5 protein-coding genes are annotated in these 9,130 nt (G+C 31.3%); all 5 read left to right on the top strand.

Translation table 11 applies throughout. The features are described 5' to 3' along the window. A partial coding sequence (locus tag EV144_RS17155) for a phosphopantetheine-binding protein (RefSeq protein ID WP_243854697.1) occupies positions 1-379 on the top strand: 379 nt, incomplete at its 5' end. Between the two features lie 3 nt (positions 380-382). Continuing rightward, on the top strand, positions 383-1,987 hold the full coding sequence (locus tag EV144_RS17150; protein ID WP_134150387.1) for an MBL fold metallo-hydrolase: 1,605 nt from the start codon (positions 383-385) through the stop codon (positions 1,985-1,987). A 6-nt stretch (positions 1,988-1,993) separates the two neighbouring features. Beyond that, the gene (locus EV144_RS17145; protein WP_134150386.1) at positions 1,994-6,739 is read left to right on the top strand and encodes a non-ribosomal peptide synthetase; all 4,746 of its coding nucleotides are present in this window, start codon (positions 1,994-1,996) and stop codon (positions 6,737-6,739) included. Between the two features lie 70 nt (positions 6,740-6,809). Next, complete coding sequence (locus EV144_RS17140) at positions 6,810-7,496, top strand: thioesterase II family protein (RefSeq protein WP_134150385.1); 687 nt, start codon at positions 6,810-6,812, stop codon at positions 7,494-7,496. Positions 7,497-7,498: 2 nt separating this feature from the next. Next, positions 7,499-9,124 (top strand): cyclic peptide export ABC transporter, encoded by a 1,626-nt coding sequence (locus EV144_RS17135; RefSeq protein ID WP_134150384.1) that lies wholly within the window; start codon positions 7,499-7,501, stop codon positions 9,122-9,124. Positions 9,125-9,130 lie beyond the last annotated feature (6 nt).

Below are 9,130 nucleotides of genomic sequence, written 5' to 3'. Positions count from 1 at the left end.
GGCGTTTTACGTAGAACTGGATGGGTTACCCCTTACCCCAAATGGAAAGATCGACCGTAAAGCCTTACCTGGAGTAGACGGAGAAGATCTTATTCGTGGAGAATATGTAGCTCCAAGAAATGAGACCGAGCAAAAACTGGTAACAATATGGCAGGAAGTACTTGGAATTGAAAAAGTCGGAGTAACAGATAGCTTTTTTGAATTGGGAGGAAATAGTTTAAAAGTAATGAGACTATTAAATGCTATGGAGAAAACTTTTTTATTCAAAATACCGGTCGCTGAATTTTTTGATAATCCAAATATTGAAAGTTTTTCCTCCGTAATTAATACACTAAAATTAAGTTCAAATAATAAAAATAGAAAATCAATAAAAATATAATTAATGGAAAGTTTAGTTTTTTTAAAGCCCAATGTAGTTATTGAACCTTTAATTGAAAGATGGTACGCATGGTCTCATCTTATATCGCCGGGAACTGCAGCAATGAATGTAGTAAAAAGACATGTTGAAATAATGAATTCTTATCTAGAATCTCCAGAGTTGCATGATGAGGCTATTAAAAATCCAAAAATGTTAGGTGGTCCTTTTATGGATTACAAAGAGAATAGATCTGAGGATATTAAAAAATTACTGGAATCAACTTTTTTAAATCAAAAGGAATTACTTACTCTTTCGTTTGCCATTAGAAAATTGGTTTTAATGTTAAATAAAGAAGCAAAAGGACAGTCGCTGGAAAGTTTATATGAAAATGTGCCGGAAATCTTAAAAGGTTATGTAGAACTTATATATGATTTAAATGGAAACCCTTCATTTCGATTTTTTGAACACCTTTTATATAAGAGCAAGTTTTATAATAAAAATACTCAAAGTATTGCGCTTTGGATTACAAACAATGATTCACGCCCTTTTTGTCTAAGCACACCAAGATTAGAAGAAAATGATGTATTGCATTTAAATATACCTTTTGATGATGAATTTATAGATGAGTTGAGTAAAATGAAAAGAACACCTCGACCTTATAATGAAATAAGAGAAATGTTAGGTGATTTAAATGAAGTTGAAGAGTCACTTTTTAAATCGTTTTTCACTGAAGTTCCGTCTGTACCTTATGCTAAATATGAGGGAAATAATATTAGGATGAGATATTTTGGTCATGCGTGTATATTAATCGAAACAAAAGATATAAGTATCTTGGTAGATCCCTTAATTAGTTATTATGGATATCAGTCCAGTGTTGAGCATTTTTCTGATTATGAATTACCAGAAGTTATTGATTATGTTTTAATAACTCACAACCATCAGGATCATATTTTACTTGAAACCCTTCTGCCTCTTAGACATAAAGTAAAAAACATAATTGTTCCGCGTTCTGGAGGAGGACACCTTCAGGATCCTTGTCTAAAATTGATGTTTAATAATATTGGTTTTAATAATGTAATCGAGATTGAAGAATTTTCAACGATAAGTTTTTCAGATTGTAGTATTACGGGGGTTCCTTTTACCGGAGAACATAGTGATTTAGATATTAAAGCTAAAATTTGCTATCATGTTGATATCGCTGATTTTTCTTTATTGTTTGTTGCAGATTCAAGGATTTTAGAAAAGAAGTTATATGAACATACACAAAAGCTAATTGGAAATGTAGATGTTGTTTTTCTGGGTATGGAATGTGATGGCGCCCCGTTAACCTGGTTATATGGCCCATTGGTTGTTAACGAACTATCAAAAGAACATGATCAATCAAGAAGATTAGCAGGATCTGATTTTAATAGAGGAATAAATTTAGTAAATATTTTTAATCCGTCAGAAATATACGTGTATGCTATGGGACAAGAACCTTGGTGTGAATTTATTAGTAGTATAAAATACACAGACGAATCTAATCCAATTGTTCAATCCAATCATTTAATTAATGAATGTATCTCAAGAGGAATAATTGCTGAAAGGTTATTTGGCGAAAAGGAAATATTATATAATAAGAAAAAATAAAGGAATATGGGCAAGCTTATAGATTTGTTAGCTGAGTTGAAAAGTAACGCTATTGATGTTGTCTTGAAAGATGGTGAACTTGAGGTTTTCTATGATGGTGAATATCTAGATCCGATTAGTTTAAAAAAAATAGTTGATAATAAGCATGAATTAATACAATTCTTAAAGGGATTTCAAGAGGATGTAAAAACTTACGAGTCAATTCCAACAGTTCCATTAATGGAGAATTATCCGCTATCCTCATCTCAAAACAGATTGTGGTTAGTAAGCCAGCTTGAAGGCGGTAATTCGGCATATAATCTAATAGGTGTTTATGAAATTGAAGGATTATTAGATGTTGAATTAATTGAATCGACATTTAAATTTATAATAGAACGTCATGAATCTTTGAGAACTGCTTTTAAAGAAACTGAACAAGGAGAGGTAAGACAATTTATCATAGAAAATAAAGATATTGACTTCAAAATTGATTATGAAGATATTAGATCGACAAAAGGTTTAGATTTAAATACTATCATCAAAGAACAATGCGAGAAACCTTTTGACTTAGAGCAAGGCGTTTTAATTAGAGTAAAGTTATCGCAGATAGCTGACTCTAAGTATGTTCTTAGCTTAGTTATGCATCATATTATTAGTGATGGGTGGTCAATGGAAATTTTAATTAAAGAGTTATTTACTTATTATCGTTCAGTAACCTTAGGAGAAACGTACCAATTTCAGCCCTTACGGATACAATACAAGGATTATGCATTTTGGCAACAAGATCAATTAAAAGGAAGCCAGTTAGAGAAGCATAAAAGTTATTGGACAAATCAATTTACTGGTGAGATTCCTATATTAGATTTACCTGTTCAGTACCAGCGACCATCAGTAAAAACATATAATGGAAAGACTTTAAGTAAAGTTTTAAATACAAACAATGTTAAGAAATTAAAGAATTTAAGCCAATCGCAGGGAGGTACTTTGTTTATGGCGACACTATCTCTGGTAAAAGTTGTATTATATCGTTATACACAACAGCAGGATATCATTATAGGAAGTTCTTTAGCGGGTAGGGAACATTCTGATTTAGAAGGACAAATTGGTTTTTTTGTAAATACTTTGCCATTAAGAACAATTCTTGAAAACGATGATAATTTTATCGCGTTATTAAACAAGGTTAAGGATGTAACTTTAGGTGCTTATCAATATTATATTTATCCTTTGGATGAATTGGTAGAGAATTTATCCTTAAAGCGGGATCCAAGCAGAAATCCTTTGTTTGATGTAATGGTAGATTTACAAAATGCATTTGGAGTAGGGAAAGAATATGATGAAAATCAAAGCATTAAAACATTTGATATAAAACCATATGAGGTAACCAACACTATAAGCAGGTTTGATTTACATTTTAATTTTTCAGAGAAACCTGAAGAACTGCAATTAGATATAACCTATAATACGGACATTTTTAGCAATGATTTTATAACTCAGTTGTTAAAGCATTTAGAACAATTACTGGCACAAATAGTAATTAATCCTCTGTTACCTTTAGTAGAGTTAAAGTATCTTAACCATGACGAAGAGCAGCAGTTGCTGGTAGAATTTAATGATACGAAATCTGATTATCCTAGCGATAAAACAATCGTAGATTTATTTGAAGAACAGGTTAGAAAAACACCAAATAATGCAGCTGTTATTTTTGAAAATAATAAACTAACGTATCAGGAACTTAATGAGAAGTCGAATCAGTTGGCTTATTATTTAAGAGAAAATTATGCGATTAAGCCAGATGATCTGGTGGGAGTAAAGCTGGCTAAAAGTGATAAAATGATTGTAGCTCTTTTAGGAGTATTGAAATCCGGAGCAGCATATCTTCCTATAGATGTTAATTATCCTCAAGATCGCATAACTTATATTGAACAAGATTGCAAATGCAAGGTAGTTCTTGATGAAGAGGAAATGATGTTATGTAATTTGGAAAGGTATAAATATGGAAACGAGAATCCTGACCCTATTAATAAGTCAGGTGATTTAGCCTATATCATTTACACTTCGGGTTCTACAGGACAGCCAAAAGGTGTTATGGTGGAGCATAGTAGTAATGTCAACATGTCCTTGGATCAGATTAAAACGTTTGATATTACCCAAAACGACAAAGTGGTTTGGTTTGCTTCTGTAGCTTTTGATGCTTCCATATCCGAGATTATGATGAGTTTGTACAGTGGTGCCACCTTATGTATTCCGAGTGAAGAAACAATTAAGGATAAAGAGGCGTTTGTAGAATTTCTAAAAGCCACGCAATCAACCGTTGTAACTTTTCCTCCGAGTTATCTAGCTTTATTAAGCAATGAAGATATCTCAGGACTAAGATGTATTATCACAGCCGGTGAATCAGCCGATCCTGGTACAGTCCTGAGAGTTACAGCATCAGGAATCGCATATTATAATGCTTATGGCCCTACAGAGTGTGCCGTTTGCGTATCTATTTATCAATCAACAGGAAATGCTGTAGAGAAAAGAGTTATTCCTATCGGTAAACCTATATCCAACACTCAGATTTACATCTTAGATGATGCGTTGCAGATTGTTCCAATAGGTTCTTCTGGAAAGCTGTTTATATCAGGCGCAGGAGTAGCCCGCGGGTATTTGAATAAGCCAGAGCTTACCCAGGAGAAATTCATTGCTAATCCTTTTATAGAGGGAGAAAGAATGTATGACACAGGAGATCTCGGCCGTTGGCTTTCTGATGGCAACATTGAGTTTATGGGCAGAAAGGACTATCAGGTTAAAATTCGCGGATTCCGCATCGAGCTTGGTGAGATTGAGCATGCCATTTTGCAATATGAATCTGATTTAAAACAAGTAGTAGTAGAGACAAAAGAATCCAATGAAGGAAAAGTTTTGATCGCCTATTTTACAGCTTCAGAAAGTATTGACAAATCAGCATTAAAAAGCTTTCTTCAAGGAAAACTACCCGATTATATGGTTCCGGCGTTTTACGTAGAACTTGATGAATTACCTCTTACTCCAAATGGAAAAATAGACCGTAAAGCTTTGCCTGGAGTAGATGGAGAAGACCTTATCAGAAATCAATACGTAGCCCCAAGAAATGAGACAGAAGAAAAACTGGTTGTAATATGGCAGCAAGTATTAGGAATTCAAAAGGTTGGAGTAACAGATAGCTTTTTTGAATTAGGAGGACATAGTTTAAAGATTACCAGATTAATAAGTGAATATTACAAGGTGTTCGACGTAAAAATGTCTTTAAAAGATTTATTTATTAGCGAAACATTAGAATCTCATTCGGATTTAATAAAGGCTTCTAAAAAAAATGAATACGTAGAAATTCAGAAAGTAGAAGACAACGAAAGTTATATAATTTCAGATTCTCAAAGAAGGTTTTGGGTATTAAGTCAATTTGAAGAAGAATCAGCTGCCTTTAATATGCCAGCTTATATCGAACTGAATGGGAATTATGATATAGAAAGTTTTAAAAAAGCTATTTATCATGTCATAGACAGGCACGAAATTTTAAGAACGGTATTTAAAGTAGATGATTCCGGAGAAATCAGACAATGGATATTATCTAAAGAGGAATTGGATTTTAAGATCAATTATTTAGATTTCAGAGGAAAAGAAGAAAACGAACAATTTGTAAAGGGTTATATCGAACAAGATTCCCATAAATTATTTGATTTAGAGAAAGGACCTTTATTAAGAGCATCACTCATTCAATTATTAGATGAAAAATATGTTTTTTATTATAATATTCACCATATAATAAGTGATGGTTGGTCTAATGATGTACTTATAAAAGATGTTTTTACTTGTTATGAAGCATTTAAAAAAGGAGAAAACCCAGAGTTACCACATCTTAGAATACAATATAAAGATTATGCTGCCTGGCAAAAAAAGCAATTGGAAGAAGAGTCATTTCAACTTCATAGGGATTACTGGCTAACTAAGCTTTCAGGAGAATTATCAATATTAGAATTGCCAACTTTTAATAAACGTCCGGCAGAAAAGACTAATAAAGGACGCATGTTAGGATTGTATTTATCTAAAGAAATAAGTTCAAAACTTAAAGACTATTGTCAGCAAAATTCAGGCACATTATTCATGGGTTTAGTAGCTTCTGTTAAGGCAATGATTTATAGATATACAGGGCAGGAAGATATTATTATTGGAAGTCCAATTGCAGGGAGAGAGCATTTTGATTTAGAAAATCAAATAGGATGTTATTTAAATACCCTTGTATTGAGAAATGAGGTAAAAGGGAAAGATAGTTTTAATGATTTATATGCAAATGTCAAACAAACAGCCTTAGATGCTTACACACATCAAAAATATCCATTTGATCGTCTGGTAGAAGAATTAGATTTAAAACGAGATTTTTCCAGGAGTGCCATTTTCGATGTTTTAATTGTTTTGCAAAATAACGGCGATAAAAAGAAGAGCATTACATTGACTAATGATATAGCAGATAGCATAATAGATTATGGAGGTGCCAGCAGTAAGTTTGATTTATCATTATATTTTGAAGAAATAGATGATAAGCTCTCTTGTATAGTAGAGTATAATAGTGATGTTTATGATAATGATTTGATGGAGCAATTTCTGAAACATTATAAAACTATGCTTTTAAAATTATTAGAACAATCGCACCAACCTATCGCAGCTATTGATTATCTATCAGGAGAAGAGAAAGAAAAGCTTCTTTGCACCTTTAATAATATTAAATATAATCCTGAAAAATTAACTGCTATATAACTCTTTAATGAGATGTAATATCTAAAAAAAATAAAAGACTTAATCAAACAAAATTAAAATTATCGGCCCAATGAAAATTATAGCATTCACTTTTGCAGGAGGAAACAAGCACTCTTTTCAAATTATTACGAAAAACATCGAAAACTTTACTGTTATAGAATATCCGGGCAGAGGATTTAGAATGGGTGAAGACCTGATTACTGATATAGATTCGCTAATTGAGGATTTATTTCAAAAAGTTAAATCTGAAATATCTCAACCTCAGGATTATATTATTTATGGGCATAGCATGGGGGCTTTGCTAGGGTATTTATTATGCCAAAAAATTGAAGAATTAGGCTTTCAAAAACCTGCAAAATTAGTTGTGAGCGGAAGAAAACCACCAGTTACAAAAAGAGAAAATCTATTTTGTCACTTACCAGATAATTTGTTTTGGGATGAAGTTGTTAAAATTGGTGGTATTCCGGATGAATTAATCAATCATCAGGAATTAATCGAGTTTTTTACTCCTATTCTAAAGGCAGATCTTACGATTGTTGAAGTATATAAATATCAGAAAAAAAATAAACTGAATATTCCTATTGATGTTTTCTATGGTTCTGAAGAATCTACTGAAGATGAAATGCAAGGTTGGGAAGAGGAATCAAATGAAAAAATTTCCATAACTCAGATGAAGGGAGATCATTTTTTTATTTTCAAGCATGTTACTTTTTTTACACAATATTTTAAAAATCTTACACAGAAACTAACCATTTAATTATGTTAAAAATTTCAGCAAAGAATATTCTATTTCTGATTCTATATTCAATACCTAACACAATTCTGAGTTTCGGAATTTTATTTATAATCAATAATGTGATTTCAGGTAATATTGAATTTCAAGGTTATTACATGGGAATTGTCTTCGGGTCAATTGTAGTTTATACTTATTTATTGAATATTATTTTTCAAAAAAGATTAAACCAGTATTCGTATAAGATTTTATATGAAAATGAAAGGAAAATTTTTGACAAATTTTTAAATACCCCTTTGATTACCCTCGAAAAAATGGGATCACATCGTTTCTATACAGCTATTGAAGATATACGAGTATTTTCTTTACTTCCAGATGTAGTTACTCAATCTATTAATTCAATATTGATGCTGCTTCTTTGTATGTTATATCTCTTTACCTTATCAGGTTATGGAGCACTAGTGATAGTGGTATTAATCATTGGCATTGGGGGAATATATTTTTTAGTGATGAATATGATGTCACCTAAAATAGCCATATTAAGAAAATACAATGATGAGTATTATAAATATGTACAAGATATTGTAAAAGGATTTAAAGAGCTGAAAATTAATCCTAAAAGAAGAGATAATTTAAGAAATAATCATCTTAATCCAAACAGAGGAAGTGCAAAAGAGTTGGACCTTAAAGTAAATTACATTTTTCTATCTATTAACCTAATTAGTCAATATGGTCTTTACATGGTTATTGGTGTGATTCTTTTTTTATTACCGGCTATTAATTTATTAAAAAAAGAGGATGTATTATCTTATGTAGTTATACTGCTGTTTATCAATGGGCCAATCAATAATTTGATAAACCTGCAAAGTATATATACTCGTTTTATGGTAGCTAATAGAAGGATTATAAATTTTTTAAATGATTTTAAAAATGAAAGTACAGAGCCTTATGTTGCAACTGGTTATCATGAATTTTCATCATTAAAATTTAGTGATATAGAGTTTAATCATCAAAACGAATTATTAGAAAAAAATTTCATACTTGGCCCTGTTAATGTGACAATTAATATTGGTGAGACCATATTTATTGTTGGAGGAAACGGCAGTGGTAAAAGTACTTTTATTAATATGTTGACAGGTCTGTATGAACCGTCTAATGGAGAAATTCAGATGAATAATACTATTGTAAATTCAAAAGCACAATTGCAAGATACAATTGCTGCTGTTTTTACAGAAAATCATATATTTTCATTTAACTATGATGATTTTACTTTGAAAAACAACAAACATTATCAAGAGTTATTGGAATTGATGAAAATGGATAAAGTAGTCGTTGATGATGAAGAAGAATCTGCAAGACGATCCTTTTCTAAAGGGCAAAGTAAAAGAATGTCATTGATTCTCGCTTTGTTAGAAGATAAACCAATTTTAGTTTTAGATGAATGGGCTGCAGATCAGGATCCCCATTTCCGTAAATATTTTTATGAAAATCTATTGCCAAAATTAAAGGAAGAAGGTAAAACAATTATTGCAGTTACCCATGATGATACTTATTTTAAACATGCTGACAGAATTATAAAATTTGATTACGGAAAAATTATCATGGATAAAAAAATTACTGATAATATAGAGTTGGATTCAATATGGAAATAGTGTAAA

The organism is Flavobacterium sp. 270, from assembly GCF_004368785.1.
In the GTDB taxonomy this organism is placed as follows: Bacteria; Bacteroidota; Bacteroidia; order Flavobacteriales; family Flavobacteriaceae; genus Flavobacterium.
This window is presented reverse-complemented; position numbering and strand designations above follow the sequence as displayed.

Coding starts and splice junctions, on each gene's coding strand:
- EV144_RS17150 (WP_134150387.1), top strand. CDS start 383: ATGGAAAGTTTAGTTTTTTTAAAGCCCAATGTAGTTATTGAACCTTTA.
- EV144_RS17135 (WP_134150384.1), top strand. CDS start 7,499: ATGTTAAAAATTTCAGCAAAGAATATTCTATTTCTGATTCTATATTCA.
- EV144_RS17145 (WP_134150386.1), top strand. CDS start 1,994: ATGGGCAAGCTTATAGATTTGTTAGCTGAGTTGAAAAGTAACGCTATT.
- EV144_RS17140 (WP_134150385.1), top strand. CDS start 6,810: ATGAAAATTATAGCATTCACTTTTGCAGGAGGAAACAAGCACTCTTTT.